This is a genomic window from Micromonospora sp. NPDC049559, assembly GCF_040676675.1.
Lineage (GTDB): Bacteria > Actinomycetota > Actinomycetes > Mycobacteriales > Micromonosporaceae > JBFAPK01.
In genome coordinates this window covers 613643-633224 of record NZ_JBFAPK010000002.1, presented here as the reverse complement: position 1 = coordinate 633224, position 19582 = coordinate 613643, and the positions used below count along the sequence as shown (strand labels likewise).

12 protein-coding genes, 1 rRNA gene and 3 pseudogenes are annotated in these 19582 nt (G+C 76.0%); 15 read left to right on the top strand and 1 reads right to left on the bottom strand.

The features are described from left to right. The 3 genes from rrf to AB0J86_RS05660 all read left to right on the top strand — a co-directional run. A 5S ribosomal RNA gene (gene rrf, locus AB0J86_RS05670) occupies window positions 1-93 on the top strand; the annotation flags it as partial. Between the two features lie 1738 nt (window positions 94-1831). Next, entirely contained in the window at window positions 1832-3013 is a 1182-nt protein-coding gene (locus AB0J86_RS05665; RefSeq protein ID WP_363853057.1) for a hypothetical protein, read from the top strand. Next, on the top strand, window positions 3010-4047 hold the full coding sequence (locus AB0J86_RS05660; protein WP_363853012.1) for an HAD-IIA family hydrolase: 1038 nt from the start codon (window positions 3010-3012) through the stop codon (window positions 4045-4047). Before AB0J86_RS05665 ends, AB0J86_RS05660 begins: the two co-directional genes overlap by 4 nt. Window positions 4048-4083: 36 nt before the next feature. On the opposite strand, the gene AB0J86_RS05655 is transcribed toward AB0J86_RS05660, so the two are convergent. Next, window positions 4084-4422, bottom strand: coding sequence for an SCP2 sterol-binding domain-containing protein (locus tag AB0J86_RS05655; RefSeq protein ID WP_363853009.1), 339 nt, complete (start codon window positions 4420-4422; stop codon window positions 4084-4086). A 115-nt stretch (window positions 4423-4537) separates the two neighbouring features. Between AB0J86_RS05655 and AB0J86_RS05650 the strand changes: the two genes are divergently transcribed. The 12 genes and pseudogenes from AB0J86_RS05650 to AB0J86_RS05595 form a co-directional block, all read left to right on the top strand. Further along, window positions 4538-5128 (top strand): hypothetical protein, encoded by a 591-nt coding sequence (locus tag AB0J86_RS05650; RefSeq protein WP_363853006.1) that lies wholly within the window; start codon window positions 4538-4540, stop codon window positions 5126-5128. A gap of 19 nt (window positions 5129-5147) precedes the next feature. Next, complete coding sequence (locus AB0J86_RS05645; protein ID WP_363853003.1) at window positions 5148-5414, top strand: hypothetical protein; 267 nt, start codon at window positions 5148-5150, stop codon at window positions 5412-5414. 22 nt (window positions 5415-5436) lie between these two features. Further along, the gene (locus AB0J86_RS05640; RefSeq protein WP_363853000.1) at window positions 5437-6291 is read left to right on the top strand and encodes a TlyA family RNA methyltransferase; all 855 of its coding nucleotides are present in this window, start codon (window positions 5437-5439) and stop codon (window positions 6289-6291) included. Next, the gene (locus tag AB0J86_RS05635) at window positions 6288-7172 is read left to right on the top strand and encodes an NAD kinase (RefSeq protein WP_363852997.1); all 885 of its coding nucleotides are present in this window, start codon (window positions 6288-6290) and stop codon (window positions 7170-7172) included. Before AB0J86_RS05640 ends, AB0J86_RS05635 begins: the two co-directional genes overlap by 4 nt. A gap of 157 nt (window positions 7173-7329) precedes the next feature. Then, window positions 7330-9087, top strand: a complete 1758-nt coding sequence (gene recN, locus AB0J86_RS05630; RefSeq protein ID WP_363853055.1) for a DNA repair protein RecN — start codon at window positions 7330-7332, stop codon at window positions 9085-9087. A gap of 216 nt (window positions 9088-9303) precedes the next feature. After that, the gene (gene steA, locus AB0J86_RS05625) at window positions 9304-10482 is read left to right on the top strand and encodes a putative cytokinetic ring protein SteA (RefSeq protein WP_363852995.1); all 1179 of its coding nucleotides are present in this window, start codon (window positions 9304-9306) and stop codon (window positions 10480-10482) included. A 27-nt stretch (window positions 10483-10509) separates the two neighbouring features. Next, window positions 10510-11445, top strand: coding sequence for a copper transporter (locus tag AB0J86_RS05620; RefSeq protein WP_363852992.1), 936 nt, complete (start codon window positions 10510-10512; stop codon window positions 11443-11445). Window positions 11446-11612: 167 nt separating this feature from the next. Continuing rightward, the gene (locus AB0J86_RS05615) at window positions 11613-12515 is read left to right on the top strand and encodes a hypothetical protein (protein WP_363853052.1); all 903 of its coding nucleotides are present in this window, start codon (window positions 11613-11615) and stop codon (window positions 12513-12515) included. After that, window positions 12512-14176, top strand: a complete 1665-nt coding sequence (locus AB0J86_RS05610; RefSeq protein WP_363852989.1) for a lipid II flippase MurJ — start codon at window positions 12512-12514, stop codon at window positions 14174-14176. Before AB0J86_RS05615 ends, AB0J86_RS05610 begins: the two co-directional genes overlap by 4 nt. Before the next feature lie 97 nt (window positions 14177-14273). Further along, window positions 14274-15332, top strand: a pseudogene (locus tag AB0J86_RS05605) (glycosyltransferase family 4 protein); the annotation flags it as partial. A gap of 122 nt (window positions 15333-15454) precedes the next feature. After that, window positions 15455-17563: pseudogene (locus tag AB0J86_RS05600) on the top strand (hypothetical protein); the annotation flags it as partial. A gap of 290 nt (window positions 17564-17853) precedes the next feature. Beyond that, window positions 17854-19551, top strand: a pseudogene (locus tag AB0J86_RS05595) (CTP synthase); the annotation flags it as partial. Window positions 19552-19582: the final 31 nt, after the last annotated feature.

Genomic DNA, 19582 nt, shown 5'->3' with positions numbered 1-19582 from the left:
ACGCCCGGTTACATTCCGAACCCGGTAGCTAAGCCTTCCAGCGCCGATGGTACTGCACTCGGGAGGGTGTGGGAGAGTAGGACGCCGCCGGACATCTTTAGTTAAGGGCCGCCCCGGTTGAGGGCGGCCCTTAACTGTATTGTGCGCCTTACGGTGCCACTAGGAAGGATTTACTGTGAGTCAAGATCCGCGGGGCGAAGAGCGTCCGCGCCGCTACGAAGATCGTCCGGGCCGGGACGGCCGGGACGGGTCTCCGCGCCGTGACGACCGCCAGCCGTACCGCGGTGAGTCGCGGGGAGGCTTCGGGGGCGACCGGTCCCGCGGTGGCGACCGCGAGGGCGGCGGGTACCGGGGTGGTGACCGGCGTGAGGGTGGTTTCCGGTCCGGGCCACGGCGTGAGGGCGGCTTCGGCGGCGGTGAGCGCCGGTTCGGCGGTGGAGACCGCGATCGCGACTTCCGCGACCGTGGCCCCCGGGACCGCGACGGCCGTTCCGACCGGGACTTCGGCGGGGAACGGCGCGACGGTGGTGCCCGCGAGGGTGGCTACCGAGGCGGCCCGCGTGAGGGCGGCGCCCGCGAGGGTGGCTACCGGAGTGGCCCGCGTGAGGGTGGCCCCCGTGAGGGCGGTTACCGGGGCGGCGAGCGGCGCGAGGGTGGTTTCCGCGACTCCCGTGACCGGGGCGGTTTCGGCGGTGGACCGCGCGAGGGCGGGTACCGGGCCGGCGGGCGCGGCGGTGAGGGCGGCGGTTACCGGGGTGGTGACCGGCGCGAGGGCGGCTTCCGCCCCGGCGGACGCGACCGCGACGACTTCCGCGGCGACCGGGCGGGCCAGGGCGGCACGGACTACCGCGGCCCCCGTGGTGCCGGGGAACGTGGCACGGGCGACCGCGGCTTCGGCGGTGGTTCCCGCGACGGCGGGTACCGGGGCGACCGTGACGGCGGCGGCTACCGCGGCGGTGACCGCCGCGAGGGTGGCGGCTACCGGGGCGACCGCGAGGGCGGCGGGTACCGGGGTGGTGACCGGCGTGAGGGTGGTTTCCGGTCCGGGCCACGGCGTGAGGGCGGCTTCGGCGGCGGTGAGCGCCGGTTCGGCGGTGGAGACCGCGATCGTGACTTCCGCGACCGTGGCCCCCGGGACCGCGACGGCCGTTCCGACCGGGACTTCGGCGGGGAACGGCGCGACGGCGGCGCCCGCGAGGGCGGTTACCGGGGCGGCCCGCGTGAGGGCGGTCCGCGTGACGGCGGCGCCCGCGAGGGCGGCTACCGGAGTGGCCCCCGTGAGGGCGGCTACCGGAGTGGCCCCCGTGAGGGCGGCCCCCGTGAGGGCGGCTACCGGGGCGGCGAGCGGCGCGAGGGTGGTTTCCGCGACTCCCGTGACCGGGGCGGTCTCGGCGGTGGACCGCGCGAGGGCGGTTTCCGGGGTGGCGACCGGCGTGAGGGCGGCTTCCGCCCCGGCGGACGCGACCGCGACGACTTCCGCGGCGACCGGGCAACCCAGGGCGGACCGCGTACGGGCGGGTTCCGGTCCGGACCCCGCGAGGGCGGCTTCCGCGACCGCGATGCCCGTGGTGGTGACGCCCGTGGCGGTGACTTCCGTCGCGACTCCCGCGAGGGTCGCCCGGGTTACGGCCGGGACGAGCGCGGGCGCGACCAGGACCGGCGTGGGCCGGGTGAGCGGCGCGACCGAGGCGACCGTGAGGCGTACCGTCCGCGGCGGGACGAGCGGGCCGAAGGCCCCGGCGGACGGCCGGAGGAGGGCGTACCGGCCGCACCGGAGCTGCCGGAGAGCATCGTCGCCTCGGATCTCGCCAGCGAGGTCCGGGCCGAGCTACTGTCGCTGGCCAAACCGGTGGCGGAGCGGGTGGCGCGGCACCTCGTCGCGACCGGCCAGCTGATCGACGAAGACCCGCAGGAGGCGCTGGCGCACGCACTGGCGGCGCGGCGGCTCGCGTCGCGCATCGCGGCGGTACGGGAGGCGGTCGGACTGGCCGCGTACCACGCGGGCGAGTGGCAGACGGCGATCAGTGAGCTGCGGACGTACCACCGGATGAGCGGTCGGCAGACGCATCTGGCGGTACTCGCCGACTGCGAGCGGGCGCTGGGTCGCCCGGAGCGGGCGATCGACCTGTACCGGGGCGCCGACCGCGACGCGCTCGACCAGGCCGGCGCGATCGAGCTGCTGATTGTGGCGGCGGGCGCCCGGGGCGACCTGGGCCAGGGCGACGCGGCGGTCGCGATGCTGCAGGTCCGCGAGTTGACCGCCGGTACGAACGAACCGTGGGCCGCCCGGCTGCGCTACGCGTACGCCGACGCGCTGCTCGCCGTCGGCCGGCGCGAGGAGGCCCGGGAGTGGTTCGCCCGCGCCGCCGACGCCGACGAGACCGGAGAGACGGACGCCGCCGAGCGGCTGCTCGAACTCGACGGTGTGGTGCTCGAGGGCGACGAGCCGGAGGACGACGTCGACGGCGAGGACGCCATCGATGGTGCCGAGGACGGCGAGGAAGCCGACGGTGACGAGGACGCCGCCGAGGACGACGACTTCGACGAAGACGACGCGGAGTTCGACGACGAGGACGACGAAGAGTTCGACGAGGACGACGACGTCGCCGACGAGGACGCCACCGGTACCGACGAGCACGTCGGCGTGGTGGAGATCGCGACCGGTGCGGCGGCGCGCGAGGCGGAGGGCTTCGCCGGGACGGACGAGGCCGCCGGCCACACCGATGGCGCGGTGAACGCCGCCGGCCGGGAGGACGACGTCGCCGATGAGGACGCGACGGCCGCCGAGGAACAGGCCGGCACCGTCGAGGAGCAGGCCGGCACCGTCGAGCGGGAGACCGTCGCCGACCAGGACGCCGCTGTCCCCGGCTCCGGTGGCGAGGGCACCCGGGCCACCGGGGTGGCCGTACCGGCACCGGTGCTGCCGCCGGACGAGGACGACGGTACGGGCAGCCCGACCACCCGTACCGACGACGCGGCCGAGCCGTCGCGGCCGGAGGCGGACCGGCGGTGACCGACGCCTCGCCCGGCCGGCTGGCCGACGGGTACGACCTCGTCATCTTCGACCTGGACGGCGTGGTCTACCTGATCGACCAGCCGATCGCCGGGGCGCCGGAGACGGTCGGCCGGCTGCACGCCGAGGGCAAGGCGCTGGCGTACGCGACGAACAACGCCTCCCGGCGCTCGTCGGAGGTGGCCGACCTGCTCAACGGTATGGGCGTCGCGGCCCGGCCGGAGGAGGTGTTGACCTCTGCGGCCGCGTCGGCGGAACTGCTCGCCGAGCGGCTGCCGGCCGGGGCGCCGGTGCTGGTCGTCGGCGCGGAGGCGCTGCGGGCCGAGGTACGCGCGGCGGGCCTGCGGCCGGTGGGCCGGGCCGACGAGGCGCCGCTGGCGGTCGTGCAGGGCTACGGCCCGCAGGTCGGCTGGGCCGATCTGGCGGAGGCGTCGGTCGCGATCCGGGCCGGCGCGCTCTGGGTGGCGACCAACACCGACCGGACCCTGCCCAGCGGGCGCGGCCCCCTGCCCGGCAACGGCTCGCTGGTGGCGGTGCTGCGGACCGCGCTGGAGCGCGACCCGGACACCGTCGTCGGCAAGCCCGAACCCGCGCTCTTCGCCACCGCGGCGCACCGCGTCGGGGCACGCCGGCCGCTGGTCGTCGGGGACCGGCTGGACACCGACATCGAGGGCGCCGCTCGGGCCGGCATGGACAGTCTGCTCGTGCTGACCGGGGTCAGCACGGCGGCCGACCTGCTGACGGCCGGCCCGGACCGCCGGCCCACGTACGTGGCGTCGGACCTGACCGGTCTCTTCGCGCCCGGCGCCGCGGTACGCGTACCCGCTCGGGACGCGGCGCCGGCGACCGGCGCGACCGGCGGGTGGCGGGTGACCGACGCCGGCGCCGGCCCGGCCCTGACCGGCACCGGCGGCCCGCTGGACGCGCTCGCCGTCCTCTGCGCCGCCGCCTGGTCGGGCCGGTCGCTGACGGGCCTGCGGCCGGGCTCGGACGAGGCCGGCGCGGCCCTGCGGGCGCTCGGCCTGGCCGGCTGACCCCGCCACGACCGGCGGGGCCGCCGCGAGTCCGGGTCACATCATCTTGCGCAGCTTCATCAGGTCCAGCGGGTTGGCGCTGATCGAGACCCGGCGGGCCGCGAGCGCCCGCGGGAAGTCCAGCTCGCCGCGGACCAGGGCGAGCAGGTCGTCGCTCGCGATGCTGATCGCGATCTTCGCCTTCGGGTCGTCGCCGTCGGCGAGGTCGACCAGCTGCCCGTCGACGAGCCGGCCGTGGAACGCGGTGTCCAGATCCTTGATCCGGCAGGCGAGCGTGCGCTCCAGGTCGACCCGGCTGCGCACCTCGGCGGCGTTCTCCGCCATGCGCGCCGCGAGATCGTTCAACGCCTGCCGGCACTCGTCGACGCTGGCCACTTCCTGCCCCCTCGCAACCCGCCACACCCCGTCCCCGGCACCGTACCGCACGGGAGGCCGACGGGCGCCCGGTAGCGTGACAGCCGAACTGTCGGCACCGCGAGAGGATCGGGGCATGCAGGACGCGTGGCGGGCCTACCTGGAGCTGGCCCTTGGGTTCACGGAGGCGTCGAGGAAGCGGGCGCAGTCGGTGGCCCGCCGGGTGGTGGAGTCCGGCGGCGCGACCGCGGTCCAGCTGCAGGCGCTGGCCGAGGAGCTGCGCTCGACCAGCCTGGCGAACCGGGAAGCGCTGACCAAGATCGTACGTTTCGAGGTGGACCGGGCGCTCGGCGCCGTGGGTCTGGCGACCGCGGACGAGGTCGCCGACCTGACGGCCCGGGTCCGCCAGCTCGAACAGGAGCTGCGGGAGTCCCGCTGGTCCGCACCGGCGGCCGAGGCGGCCGCGGGCGGTACCGCGGCCGGCCCGAGCGAGGCGGGCGTGGCCCGGGGGTTGGGCCCCGACGAGGCGGTGGCGAAGAAGGCGGCGGCCAAGAAGGCCGTCGCCAAGAAGACGGCCGCGAAGAAGGCGCTTGCCCGCGTCGAGCCGGCCAAGAAGGCCGTGGCCAAGCGGACCGAGCCCGCGAAGAAGACGGCGCCCGCCAAGAAGATGGCGAAGAAGACCGCCGCGAGGAAGCCGCCGCCGGCGGCGGGCACGGAGTCGGCGTGAGCGGGCGGGAGAACCGGGCATGAGCAGCGCACCCGTACCGGGCCCGCCGCGCCCCGTACCCGGGCCGCCCCGGCCGGGCGTGCCCGCGCCGTACCCGCCGGCCGCGCGGCCGGCCACCGCGCCCGCCGACCCGGACGCCGAGGGCGGCACCGGACACCCGGCCGTGGACGCCGCGCTGCGGGCCATCGAGAACGCGGCGGGGCTGTCGCCCGCCGACCAGATCGCCCAGTACGAGGCGGCGCACCGCACGCTGCAGGAGACCCTCGCCACCATCGACCAGGCCTGACCGGCCGCCGGAGAGAAGCAGGATGGCACGTCGTACCCGGCTCGACGCCGAACTCGTCCGCCGCGGGCTGGCCCGCTCGCGGGAACAGGCCGCCGCGCTCGTCGAGGCCGGCCGGGTCCAGGTCCGTGGGGTGCCGGCCCGCAAGGTGGCGGCCATGGTCGACCCGGCGGACGCGGTACGGGTGCTCGGCGGCGACCCGGCCGAGGAGTACGTCTCCCGGGGCGGGCACAAGCTCGCCGGCGCGCTGTCCGCGTTCGGCGCGGACGGGCTCGCGGTGACCGGCCGGCGCTGCCTGGACGCCGGGGCCTCCACCGGCGGCTTCACGGACGTGCTGCTGCGCGCCGGGGCCGCCGAGGTGGTGGCCGTCGACGTCGGCTACGGCCAGCTGGCCTGGTCGCTCCGCGGCGACGAGCGGGTACGGGTCTTCGAGCGGACCAACGTGCGCACGCTGACACCCGAGCTGATCGGCGGTACGGTGTCGCTCACCGTCGCGGACCTGTCGTTCATCTCGCTGCGGCTGGTGCTCCCGGCGCTGGCCGGCTGCACCGAGCCCGACGGCGACCTGGCGCTGATGGTCAAGCCGCAGTTCGAGGTCGGCAAGGAGCGGGTCGGCGCGGGCGGGGTGGTCCGCGACCCGGCGCTGCGCGCCGAGGCGGTGCTGGACGTCGCGGCCTCCGCCGCCGGGCTCGGCCTCGGGCTGGCCGGCGTCGCGGCGAGTCCGCTGCCGGGACCCAGCGGGAACGTGGAGTTCTTCGTATGGTTGCGCCGCGGCGCGCCGCCCGCCGATCCGGACCGGGTCCGGGCCGTCGTGGCGGCCGGACCGGCCGCGGTACCGGCACCGGACGGGCCGGCGTCAGGCGAGGAGGAGACGCGATGAGTCGGACGGCCCTGCTGGTGACCCACACCGGCCGGCGGCGCAGCACGGAACACGCCCGTACCGTGGCCGCGGACCTCATCGCCGCCGGCTTCGAGGTACGGGTGGTGGCCGAGGAGGCGGAGGACCTGGACCTGCCCGGGGCGACCCCGGTGGCCGGCCCGGCCGCCGCCGAGGGCGCGGAGATCGTCTTCGCGCTGGGCGGCGACGGTACCTTCCTGCGCGCGGCCGAGCTGGCGCGGCCGGCCAAGGCGCCGCTGCTCGGCATCAACCTCGGCAAGGTCGGCTTCCTCGCCGAGGCCGAGATCGACGATCTGGACCTGGCGGTCCGCGACGTGGTCAGCCGGAACTACACAGTGGACGAGCGGCTGACGCTGGACGTGACGGCGGAGTTCGAGGGCGGCCCGACCATCCGCAGCTGGGCGCTGAACGAGATCAGCGTGGAGAAGGGCGAGCGGGCGCAGATGCTGGAACTGCTCGTCGACGTCGACGGGCGGCCGCTGTCGCGGTACGGCTGCGACGGGGTGGTCTGCGCCACGCCCACCGGCTCGACCGCGTACGCCTTCTCCGGCGGCGGTCCGGTGGTCTGGCCGGAGGTGGAGGCGCTGCTGCTGGTGCCGATCAGCGCGCACGCGCTGTTCAGCCGGCCGTTGGTGACCGCGCCGACCTCCGTCTTCGCCATCACGGTGGATCCGTTCACGACCCTCGCGGTGCTCTCCTGCGACGGCCGGCGGGTCTACGACCTGCCGCCCGGCGCCCGGGTGACGGTCCAGCGCGGCAGCCTGCCGGTGCGCGTGGTACGGCTGCGCGCCCGGCCGTTCACCGACCGGCTGGTGGCCAAGTTCGGCCTGCCGGTGCACGGCTGGCGGGGCAGCCGCCGCTGACGCGCCGCCCGCACGCCGCCGACGCACCGCCGGCCTTCCGCCGCCCGCCGTCGGCGCGCTGCCGGGTCCCGGCGGCGCTCGCGGCCGGGTGGGTTGCCGGATCGGGTGCCCCCGCCGGGTGGTCAAGTGTCGGGCCCCACTACTACTGTCGGTGGCTGTGCTGGAAGAGCTGCGCATCACCGGGCTGGGCGTCATCGAGGACACGACGTTGCCGCTGACCGGCGGCATGAACGTCATCACGGGCGAGACCGGCGCGGGCAAGACGATGGTCGTGACCGGCCTGGGGCTGCTCTTCGGCGGCCGGGCCGACGCGGGCCGGGTCCGCGCGGACCCGGGCCGGGCGGTGGTGGAGGGCCGGCTGCGGCTGACCGAGCCGACGGCGACCGCGGTGCACACCCGGATCGCCGACGCCGGCGGTGAGACCGACGACGACGGCGCCGTGCTGCTCAGCCGGACGGTGACGGTGGAGGGTCGGTCCCGGGCGCACGTGGGCGGCCGGAGCATGCCGGTCGCCATGTTGAGCGAGATCGGCGACCAGGTGCTGGCCGTGCACGGCCAGTCCGACCAGCTGCGGCTGCTGCGCCCCGCGGAGCAGCGGGCGGCGCTGGACCGGTTCGGCGGGCCGGAGCACGAGAAGCTGCTGGAGAGCCTGCGCGAGGCGTACTCGCAGTGGCGGCGGGTCTCCGACGACCTGGCCGACCGGCGCCGCAACGCCCGGGAGCGCAACCAGGAGGCCGACCTGCTGCGGTTGGGCCTCGACGAGATCACCCGGGTCGACCCGCAGCCCGGCGAGGACGACGAGCTGAAGGCCGAGGCGCAGCGGCTGGAGCACGCCGAGGGGCTGCGGGTCGCGGCGCAGACCGCGCAGCAGTGCGTGGCGGGCGGCGCCGAGGCGGCCGACGAGACCCCCGACGCCGCCTCGCTGCTCGGTACCGCCCGGCGGACGCTGGAGGCGCAGGCCGGGGTGGACCGGGTCCTCGGCGACCTGGCCGCCCGCCTGGAGGAGGCGGCCACCCTGGTCACCGACGTGGCCGCCGAGCTGTCGGCGTACCTGGCGAGCCTGGACGCCGACCCGGCCCGGCTGCAGACGGTCTACGAGCGCCGGGCCGCGCTGCGCGGGCTGACCCGCAAGTACGCCGACGACGTCGACGGGGTGATCGCCTGGGCGGAGCGGGCCCGCACCCGGCTGTCCGAGTTGGACACCTCCGACGAGCTGCTCGACGAGCTGGACCGGGAGCGGCAGCGGCTGGCCGGGGAGGTGGCGGAGCTGGCCGGCCGGCTCTCGGCGGCCCGGCGCGAGGCCGCGACCCGCTTCGCCGAGCAGGTCAGCGTCGAGCTGGCCGGGCTGGCCATGCCGCACGCGCGGATCGAGGTGGCGGTGCTGCCGCGCCCGGCGGGCCGGGCCGAGCCGACCCTCACGGTCGGCGGGGTCGAGGTGGGCGTCGGCCCGGACGGGGCCGACGAGGTGGAGCTGCGGCTGCTGGCCCACCCGGGCGCGCCGGCGCTGCCCCTGCAACGGGGCGCCTCGGGCGGCGAGCTCTCCCGGGTGATGCTCGCCATCGAGGTGGTCTTCGCCGGCTCGGGCGGCCCGCCCACGCTGGTCTTCGACGAGGTCGACGCCGGTGTCGGCGGCCAGGCGGCGGTGGAGATCGGCCGGCGGCTCGCCCGGCTGGCCCGTACCCACCAGGTGCTGGTGGTCACCCACCTGCCGCAGGTCGCGGCCTTCGCCGACCGGCACCTGGTGGTGGCCAAGGACACCGGCGGCGCGGTGACCACGAGCGGCGTACGGGTGGTCGAGGACACCGAACGGGCGCGGGAACTCGCCCGGATGCTGGCCGGGCTGCCCGATTCCGACCTGGGGATCGCCCATGCCGAGGAGCTGCTGGCGGTGGCGGCCCGGGAGCGCCGGGGCTGACCGCCGGGAGGGCACCGTCCGCCGCCGGCGGACCTGTCGGGCGCCCACCCGTCCGCACACCGGGTGCGCGATTGCCGGCCCGTCCACAGGGCGGGGGCCCAATAGTGACGGGCGCCACACCTGCGGGGTGGGGCGGTGTGCTTCCCTGGGGTGGCAGGACACGGCCTAAGGCATGTCGTGACGGTAAACGCTGCCCAGCATGCCAGGATGGTGACGATGCGTCTACCCATGTTGCGCCGGACCCGGAGCGCCGAACCGGGCACTGTCGTCGGCGTCGCGCGCCTCGACCGCCGGACCAAGCGTCTGGTCGGTCGGCTGCGCCCGGGCGAGATCGCCGTGATCGACCACGTCGACCTGGACCGGGTCGCCGCCGACTCGCTGGTGGCGGTCGGTGTGGCCGCGGTGCTCAACGCCAAGCCGTCCGTATCCGGCCGGTACCCGAACCTCGGCCCCGAGGTGCTGGTCAACGCCGGCATCCCGCTGCTGGACGACCTCGGTGAGAGCATCTTCCAGCAGATCCACGAGGGCGACATCATCCGGATAGACGGAAACACGGTGCTGCTCGGGGACGAGCCCGTGGCGCACGGCAGCCTGCAGGACCCGGAGAGCGTGGCCAAGTCGATGGCCGACGCCCGCGAGGGGCTGTCGGTGCAGCTGGAGGCGTTCGCCGCGAACACCATGGAGTACCTCAAACAGGAGCGGGACCTGCTGCTCGACGGCGTCGGCGTACCGGAGATCGAGACGCAGATCCAGGGCCGGCACTGCCTGATCGTGGTCCGGGGCTACGACTACAAGGCCGACCTGGACGTGCTGCGCCCGTACATCCAGGAGTTCAAGCCGGTGCTGATCGGCGTGGACGGGGGCGCCGACGCGCTGGTCGAGGCGGGCTACACGCCGGACATGATCATCGGTGACATGGACTCGGTCACCGACGACGTGCTGCGCTGCGGTGCCGAGGTGATCGTGCACGCGTACCCGGACGGTCGGGCGCCCGGGCTGGAGCGGGTCCAGCAGCTCGGGGTGCCGGCCCTGACCTTCCCGGCGGCGGCGACCAGCGAGGACCTGGCGATGCTGCTCGCCGACGGCAAGGGCGCGTCCCTGCTGGTCGCGGTCGGTACGCACGCGACCCTGGTGGAGTTCCTGGACAAGGGGCGCGGCGGCATGGCCTCGACGTTCCTCACCCGGCTGAAGGTCGGTGGGAAGCTGGTGGACGCCAAGGGGGTGAGCCGGCTCTACCGGCAGAGCATCTCCGGCTCGTCCCTGCTGCTGCTCGTCCTGTCGGCGGTGGCGGCCATGGCGTCGGCCATCGCGGTCTCCACGATCGGAAAGGCCTACCTCGGGGTGGTCTCCGAGTGGTGGGACAATCTCGTCTTCCAGCTCGGGCAGCTCTTCTAGACCCCGACCGACCAAGAGGCGCTAGGTGTGATCAATTTCCGGTACCACGTGGTGTCGCTCACCGCGGTCTTTCTCGCCCTGGCGATCGGGCTGGTCGTCGGTACGGCGGCCCTCAACGGCCCGGCGGTGGACAGCCTGGCCGACCGGGTCACCGCCATGAGCAAGAGCAACGACCAACTCCGGGAGACGGTCAACAACCTGGAGGCCGAGGCCAAGCGCGAGGAGGACTTCGCCGCCGAGGCCGCTCCCCGACTGCTGGCCGACACGCTGACCAACCACCGGGTGCTGATGTTGGTCCTGCCGAGCGGGCGCGACCAGGCCGACGGGGTCGCCGAGATGCTGCGAACGACCGGCGCCACGATCACCGGCCGGATCGACGTACAGGACAAGTTCGTCTCGCCGGAGAACAACGACAACCTGCTGGAGCTGGCGGTACGGGCCGCGCAGCCGAGCGTGCCGACCAGCGGGCTGCCCGGCAACAGCGACGGCGTGGAGACCTCCAGCGCCCTGCTGGCCAGCGCCCTGGTCGACCGCCCGGCGGTGGCGCCGGTGACCGACCAGGATCGCACGGCCGTGCTGCGCGCGTACGGCAGCGACGGGTACCTCACGGTCGCCGACAACAAGATCAGCGGCCCGGCGGAGGCGGTGGTGGTGGTCAGCGGCCAGCCCTACGTCGACCGCAACTCCTCGGAGAAGGACGAGTCCGTGGTCAAGCTGGTGGTGCAGTTCGACAAGAACGCCGCCGTGGTGGTGGCGGGGATCGGCTCGACCGGCGGGAACCTGGTCGCCCAGGTCCGTGCCGACCCGACCCTCGCGCAGACCATCTCGACGGTCGACAACTCCAACACCACCATGGGCCAGCTGGTCACGGCGATGGCCACGGTCGAGCAGGTCACGCTCAAGAAGGCCGGCCCGTACGGGGTCGGCGCGGGTGCCTCGCTGATGCCGAAGCGCCCCGAGTAGCCGCCGGCCGCCGGGGCGGGGACAGCCGCGGCGGCGCGCAGTCAGTAGGCTCGGGGGCCGGACGGAGACCGACGGTGCCGGAAGCTCAGGCGGTGGCGCCGACGAAGCGGAGCGGCCCGGCGGGCGCGAGCAAGGCTGCCGGTGGGCGCAGCGAGACGGGCGGTGGCATGAAGCGGGCAGGTCTGGCCGGACGGTTGCTGGTGGCCGGCGCCGGGGCGCTGGCGGCGCGGGCCGCCCTGCGGGCCGTCACGGCCTCGCCGCGCGCGGCGGAGCTGGAGCGGACCAACTTCCGGGGCCGCAACGTCACCCTCGCCGCCGGGCCGGCGCTCGCGGTCGGGGCCGCCACGGCCGCCGCCCTCGGCGCGCCGAGCGTGGCCGCGGCCGGCGCCGCCCTGGTCGCCGGGATCGGCTCCGGCGCCGTCGGCCTCTACGATGACGTCGTCGGCGCCCGCCCGGAGCAGAAGTCCGCCAAGGGCTTCGCCGGACACCTGGCCGCGCTGCGCGAGGGCCGGGTCACCAGCGGACTCGTCAAGATCGCCGGAGTGGGCGCGGCCGGTCTGGTCGCGGCCACGCTGCTCGCCGCCGACCCGGACGTACGGGCCCGCCGGGGCCGGCGCGGTCGCGGATCGGGGCGCGCGGTGGACGTACTGCTCGGCGCCGGCGTCGTCGCGGGCACCGCGAACCTGGTGAACCTGCTCGACCTGCGCCCCGGGCGGGCGCTCAAGGCCGGGCTGCTGCTCGGCGCGCCGCTGTCCGCCGGCCGCTCCGGCGGGCTCGCCGCCGGCCCGGTCGGCGCCGCCGCCGCGCTGCTCCCCGCCGACCTCGGCGAACGGGCGATGCTCGGCGACAGCGGCGCCAACGCGCTCGGCGCGGTGCTCGGCGTGGCGCTCGCCGCCCGTACCGGGCCGGTGGGGCGCGCCGGCATCCTCGCCGGGCTCGCCGCGCTCACCGCCGCCAGCGAGAAGGTCAGCTTCACCCAGGTGATCCAGAAGACGCCGGTCCTGCGCGAGCTGGACGAGCTGGGCCGGCGTCCGGGCGGGCCCGCGGGGACGGCGACCAGCGCGTCGTGAAGACCGCGGCACCCCTCGCCGGCGCCGGGCGGCTCGCCGGAGCCGCCGCGCTCATCGCCGTACTCACCGTGGCCAGCCGGCTCGCGGGCTTCGGCCGTACCGCCGTCTTCCTCTGGGTGATGGGGGACCGCAACGACCTCGGCGACCTGTACCTGCTCGCCAACACCGTTCCCAACGTCGTCTTCGAGATCGTCGCCGGCGGGGCGCTGGCCAGTCTCGTGGTGCCGCTACTGGCCGGCGCCGTGGCGGCCGGCGACCGGGAGGCGGTCTCGGCGACCACCGGCGCGCTGCTGAGCTGGACGCTGGCGCTGCTGGTACCGCTCGCGGCGGCCGTCGCCCTGCTCGCCGGGCCGATCATGTCCCTGATCGCCCACGATCCCACCGCCGCGCAGCTCGCCGCGGGCAGCCGGATGCTGCGGATCTTCGCACCGCAGCTGCCGCTGTACGGGGTCGGCATCGTGCTGACCGGGGTGCTCCAGGCCCACCGGCGGTTCGCCTGGCCGGTGATCGCGCCGCTGCTCTCCAGCGTGACCGTGATCGGGGTCTACCTCACCTTCGCCGCGGTCGACGGGCTGCGCGTCGACCTGGCCCGGGTCAGCCTCGCCGGCCAGTTCATCCTGGCCGGCGGCACCACGCTCGGGGTGGTGGTGCTGACGCTGTCGCTGCTGATCCCGCTGCGCCGGCTGGGGCTGCGCCCCCGCCCCGGCTTCGCCTTCACCGGCGAGGCGAGGAGCCTGATCGGCAGGCTCGCCGGTGCCGGCGCGGCCACCGTCGTCGGCCAGCAGGTCGCGCTGGTGCTGCTGCTGAACCAGGCGGACGGCGGTCCGGCCGGCAGCGTGATCGTTTTCAACTTCGCCCAGACGGTCTACCTGCTGCCCTGGGCGGTGCTCGCGGTGCCGCTGGCGGTCGCCGCCTATCCGGCGCTCGCCGCCGCGCACGCCACCGGCGACCGGGACGGCTACCGCGCCACGCTCGCGCCGACCGTACGGGGCGTGCTGCTGCTGAGCTGCCTCGGCGCGGCGGCCCTGGTCGCCACCGCCGGACCCGTGGCGGCCTTCCTGCCCGGCGTGACCGACCCGGACCCGGTCGCCGCCGGCATCGCCGGCTTCGCCCCGGGCCTGCTCGGCTACGGGCTGTTCGCGGTCCTCTCCCGGGCGCTCTACGCCCGCGCCGACACCCGGGTCGCCGGGGCCGCCACCGCCGCCGGCTGGCTGGTCGTGCCGGTCGCCGCGGTACCGCTCGCCGCCGCCTTCCCGGTCGCCGACCGGGTGCTCGCCGTCACCCTCGCCAACTCGCTCGGCATGCTGGTGCTCGGCGCGCTGCTGCTGGCGGTCGTGGCCCGCCGCGCCGGGCGGCCCGCGCTCGCCGGGCTGAGCCGTACCGGCCTGGTCGGGGTGCTCGCCGGTGCCGTGGCCGCCGCCGTCGGGATGGCCGTCAGCGCGGGCCTGGCCGGGGTCTGGCCGGGCACCCCGACGCGGGCCGGCACGCTGGTGCAGGGCATGCTGTCCGGAGTCGCCGTGGCCGCGGTCTTTGTCGCGGTGGCCTACCCGTTGGACCCGCACGACGTACGACCCCTGGTCGCCGGGGTCCGGACCCGGGTGCGGCGGCTGGCGGGCCGGGGCCGCCCCGACCCCGCCGTAACCCGGGCGGAGCGGCGATGATAGGCAGGACACGGGGCTCCGCGGTCGCGAACGGGAGGCTGGCGCGGTGAACGCGTTCGAGTCCGCTGCGGCGGGCTGGCACGGCCACGTCGTGCTGATGCTCGCCTCCAGCACCGGTGGCGTCGGGCAGCACGTCGCCTCGCTCGCGCGCGGGCTGGCGGCGGGCGGCGCGACGGTCACCGTCTGCGGACCGGCGGCCACCGAGGAGCAGTTCGACTTCACCGGCGCCGGGGCGCGCTTCGTACCGGTCGAGATCCCGGCCAGCCCCACCCCGGCCGACGGGCGGGCCGTACTCGCCGCGCGCCGGGTGTTCGCCGGACCGGTGGACCTGGTGCACGCCCACGGGCTGCGGGCCGGCCTGGTCGCGGCGCTGGCCCGGCCCCGGCAGCCGCTCGTGGTCACCTGGCACAACGCGGTCCTCGCCACCGGGGTGCGCGGCCGGGTCTCCCGGCTGGCCGAGCGGGTCGTCGCGCGCCGCGCCCGGGTGGCCCTCGGCGCCTCCGCCGACCTGGTTGAGCGGGCTGCGCGGGCCGGCGCCGCGGACGCCCGCCCCGGGGCCGTGGCCGCGCCGGAACTGCCCCCGCCGCGCCGCGGCCGGGCGGCGGTACGCGCCGAGTTCGGCGTCGCGCCGCAGCAGCCGCTGGTCCTCTCCGTCGGCCGGCTGCACCCGCAGAAGCGGTACGACGTGCTGGTCGACGCCGCCGCCCGGTGGCGCGACCGGCGCCCGGCGCCCGCCGTGCTGATCGCCGGCAGCGGGCCGAGCTACCTGCAACTGGCCGCCCGGGTCTCGGCGGCCCGTGCCCCGGTCACCCTGCTCGGCCACCGCACCGACGTGGCCGACCTGCTCGCCGCCGCCGACCTCGCCGTGGTCACCAGCGACTGGGAGGCCCGCCAGCTCTTCGCCCAGGAGGCGCTGCGGGCCGGCGTACCGCTGGTGGCGACCGCCGTCGGCGGCCTGCCCGACCTGGTCGGCGACGCGGCGGTGCTGGTGCCGCCCGACGACGTCGACGCGGTCGACCGGGCGGTACGCGAACTGCTCGACGACGACGGGCGCCGCGCCGACCTCGCCGTTCGGGCCCGCGCCCAGGCCGCGACCTGGCCCACCGAGGCGGACACGCTCGCGGCGGTTACCGCCCTCTACACCGAGCTGGCGCCCCCACCGTGGGCCATGCCGCCGAACACCCCGGCGGCGGCGCGGCGGACCGACCCCGCGGGCGCGCCGGGCCCGACGCCGCCGGCACCGGGGCGGGGGAGCGGGTCCTCGGCGGGGCGCGGCTGATGCTGCGTCGGCTCGTGCCCCTCCTGCTGACCGCGCTCGTGGTCGCGGTCGGCGTGGCCGCGCTGGTGGTCCGCCCGGCCACCGGTGCCCCGCCCCGTACCGCCGACTACGTGGTGATCGTCGGGGTGGCGGGGCTGCGCTGGGAGGATGTCGACCCGAAGACCACCCCGACGCTGTGGCGGATGGCCGAGGAGGGCTCGATCGGCTCCCTCTCGGTGCGCTCGGCGCGCCAGCCCACCTGCCCGGTCGACGGCTGGCTGACCCTGGGCGCCGGCAACTACGCGGCCTGGGACGGCGAGCGGATCTCCGGCGGCTGCCCGCGGCGCAACGTACCGGTCGAGGAGCCCGACGACTACGGCGCCAACCTGCCCGACCAGCAGTCCGCGGTGCGGTACAACAAGGAGAAGCTGCCCTGGGGCGCGGTTCCCGGCGCGCTGGCCGAGTCGGTGCGCTGCACCGTCGCGGTCGGTCCGGGCGCGGCCGTGGCCGCCGCCCGCCCGTTCGGCCGGGTCGACCGGTACGAGCCGACGCTGCCGGCGGATCCGGCGGCGCTGCTCTCCTCGTGCGTACTCAGCATCGTCGACCTCGGCACGATCTCCGGGGAGGACCCGGCCCGGCGCGCCGCCGCCGCCCGCCGCGCCGACGCCGGGCTGGCCCGGGTGCTGGCGGCCCGGCCGCAGCGTTCGCTGGTGCTGGTCGCCGGCCTCTCCGACACCGACCAGACCTCCCGGCTGCACGTGGCGGTCGCCGACGGGCCGGGCTGGGAGGGCGGCTGGCTCACCTCGGCCAGCACCGGCCGCGACGGTTACCTCCAGCTCGTCGACCTGGCCCCGACCGCGCTGGCGGCGCTCGGCCGGCCGGAACCCGAGCGCCGGCTCTTCATCGGCAAGGCCGCCTCGGCGGTGCCGGGCCGGCCCGCGGACCTGCCGACCGCGGTGGACGAGCCGGCCGACGCGGACCGCGAGGCCGGCGCCCAGCGGCGCATCGCCGGCTGGTTCTTCACCCTGCTCGCCGTCGTCGAACTCCTGCTGGCGGTGGCCGTGGTGCCGCTGCTGCGCCGGGCCCGCCGCCACGCCGGCCCGGTCGGGCCGACGCCGGTGCCGCGCCGCGTCGTCGAGGTGGTGGAGGTGCTGCTCATCGCCGCCGCCCTGGCCATCCCGGCGGCGCTGGTCGCCGACGCCGTACCGTGGTGGCGCGGCGACCACCCCGGGCTCTACTTCGCCGGGGTGGCGCTGCTGCTGCTCGCGGTCGCGACCGTCGGCGTGCGGCTGGCCCGCGGGTACGGCGGCACGCTGGCCCCGCTGGGCCTGGTCTCCGGGCTGGCGGCGCTGGTGGTGGCGGCCGACGTGGTGACCGGTGCGCGGCTGCAGCTCAACGGGGTGGCCGGCTACTCGGCGCTGGAGGGCGGCCGGTACGCGGGCCTCGGCATCGTCGGCCTCGGCGTCTTCGTGGCGGGCTCGCTGCTGCTGGCGGGCTGGCTGGCGCAGCGGGTCCGGCGCAGCTGGCGGCCGGCCGTGATGGTGCTGGTCGGCGGGCTCGCGGTGATCGTCGTGGGCAGCCCGTACTTCGGCGCCGACGCGGTCGGGGCGATCGCGCTGACCGCCGGGGTCAGCGTGGCGGCCGCGATCAGCACGGGCGGCTGGCTGACCTTCGGGCGGTTCTCCTGGGCCACCATCGCGGGCCTGACCGTGACCGTCTGCTTCGCCCTGCTGGACCTGCGCCGTCCGGCCGGCGAGCAGGGGAGCCTGGGCCGCTTCCTCAGCGCCCTCGGCGACGGTACGAGCGGACCCATGATCCACCGTTCGGCCGCGTCGAACCTCCAGGCGCTGGCGGGCAGCCCGCTGACGGTACTGGCGCTGGTCGGGGCGGTGCTGGTCTGGTTCGCCCTGCTCCAGCCCTGGGGCGGGCTGAAGCGGCTCTTCGGGATCTATCCCGCGATCCGGGCCGCGATGGCCGGCATCGCCGTGGCGTCCCTGCTCGGCGGTCTGCTCGGCGGCTCCGCGCTGAACGTGGCCGGCGCGGCGGCGGCGCTGGCCGTCCCGATCGCCGCGCTGGCCTCGCTGCGGGTGCTGGACCACTCCACCGACCGCACCCGCCCGCTGCCGGTCGAGGGGTTCCCCACCGCCGCGCCCGCGCCGCGCGACGCCCCGGACGAGGGGTCCGAGACGCCCGCCGCGCCGCGCGACACCCCGGACGCGCCGCCGGTCCCGCTCTCCGCGCCGCCCGCGTCCGCCGAGGTCACGGCCCCGTAGCACGCCGCCTCAGGTCCGTGGCCAGCAGGTGCGGCCGGTGGGCGCCCCGGCCGAGGTGTTACCGTGGAATCCCGTGGATCGCGTGATCACTTTTCTGATCGGCAACCGGTCTACACGACCGCAACGGACGACCACGGGAGCAGGCGTTGGCCCTTACAGCACGGACGACCAAGCACATCTTCGTCACCGGGGGCGTGGCCTCCTCGCTCGGTAAGGGCCTGACCGCCTCCAGCCTCGGGAACCTGCTGACCGCGCGTGGCCTGCGGGTGGTGATGCAGAAGCTGGATCCGTACCTCAACGTCGATCCGGGCACGATGAACCCGTTCCAGCACGGCGAGGTATTCGTCACCGACGACGGCGCCGAGACCGACCTGGACGTGGGGCACTACGAGCGCTTCCTCGACCGCGCCCTGTCGGGCAAGGCCAACGTCACCACCGGCCAGATCTACTCGGATGTCATCGCCAAGGAGCGGCGCGGCGAGTACCTGGGCGACACGGTGCAGGTGATCCCGCACATCACCAACGAGATCAAGGCGCGGATCCGGGCGATGGGTGAGATCGACCCGGCCGACCCCGCCGCCGGCCCGCCGGACGTGGTGATCACCGAGGTGGGCGGCACGGTCGGCGACATCGAGTCGCTGCCGTTCCTGGAGGCGATCCGGCAGGTACGCCACGACATCGGTCGGGACAACTGTTTCTACCTGCACGTCTCGCTGGTGCCGTACCTGGCCCCCTCCGGGGAGCTGAAGACCAAGCCGACCCAGCACTCGGTGGCGGCGCTGCGCAACATCGGCATCCAGCCGGACGCGATCGTGTGCCGGTCCGACCGGGAGATCCCGGACAAGCTCAAGCACAAGCTGTCGCTCTACTGCGACGTCGACGCCGAGGCGGTCATCGCCGCCCCGGACGCGCCGAGCATCTACGACATCCCGAAGGTGCTGCACCGCGAGGGGCTCGACGCGTACGTGGTGCGCCGGCTCGGGCTCTCCTTCCGGGACGTGGACTGGGCCAGCTGGGACGACCTGCTCGACCGGGTACACCACCCGCACCACACCGTCCGGGTCGCGCTCGTCGGCAAGTACGTCGACCTGCCCGACGCGTACCTGTCGGTGAGCGAGGCGATCCGCGCCGCCGGCTTCGGCCACCGGGCCCGGGTCGAGCTGCACTGGGTGCCCAGCGACGAGTGCACCACCCCGGCCGGGGCGGCCGCCGCGCTCGCCGGCGTGGACGGCATCGTGATCCCCGGCGGGTTCGGCGTACGCGGGATCGAGGGCAAGATCGGCGCCTCCCGGTACGCCCGGGAGAACGGCATCCCGATCCTCGGGCTCTGCCTCGGCCTGCAGTGCATGACCATCGAGGTGGCCCGTCACCTGGCCCACCTCGACGGGGCCAACTCGCTGGAGTTCGACGAGGCCGCCAGCCACCCGGTCATCGCCACCATGGCCGACCAGGAGGAGATCGTCGCGGGCAAGGGCGACATGGGCGGCACGATGCGGCTGGGCGCCTACCCGGCCCGGCTGGCCGAGGGGTCGCTGGTCGCCGAGGCGTACGGCGAGCTGGAGGTCAGCGAGCGGCACCGGCACCGGTACGAGGTGAACAACGCGTACCGCGACGCGCTGGCCAAGGCGGGTCTGCGCATCTCCGGTACCTCGCCGGACGGGCGGCTGGTCGAGTTCGTCGAGCTGGACCGGGAACTGCACCCGTTCTTCGTGGCCACCCAGGCCCACCCGGAGCTGAAGAGCCGCCCCACCCGCCCGCACCCGCTCTTCGCGGCCTTCGTCGGCGCGGTGGTGGCGTACTCGGCGGCGGACCAGCTGCCGGTCGGGCTCGGCGCCGCGGCGACGGTACGGGACCAGGCGGGCCCCGGTACGCCGG